1 rRNA gene is annotated in these 252 nt (G+C 57.5%); it reads left to right on the top strand.

The window, feature by feature from the left end:
* Positions 1-252: ribosomal RNA gene (locus tag F3J41_RS23715) — 23S ribosomal RNA — on the top strand; the annotation flags it as partial.

The following is a 252-nucleotide window of genomic DNA, read 5'->3' as shown; positions in this document are numbered from 1 at the left end:
GAGATTCCCCCAGTAGCGGCGAGCGAACGGGGAGCAGCCCAGGACCTGAATCAGCTTGTGCATCAGTGGAAGCGTCTGGAAAGTCGCGCGATACCGGGTGACAGCCCCGTACACGAAGATGCATGAGTTGTGAGTCCGACGAGTAGGGCGGGACACGTGGTATCCTGTCTGAACATGGGGGGACCATCCTCCAAGGCTAAATACTCCTGACTGACCGATAGTGAACCAGTACCGTGAGGGAAAGGCGAAAAG

Source organism: Pantoea sp. Ap-870 (genome assembly GCF_011752515.1).
Lineage (GTDB): Bacteria > Pseudomonadota > Gammaproteobacteria > Enterobacterales > Enterobacteriaceae > Pantoea > Pantoea dispersa.
The sequence above is the reverse complement of the archived record's forward strand: the minus strand, read 5'-3'. Positions and strand labels throughout refer to the sequence as shown.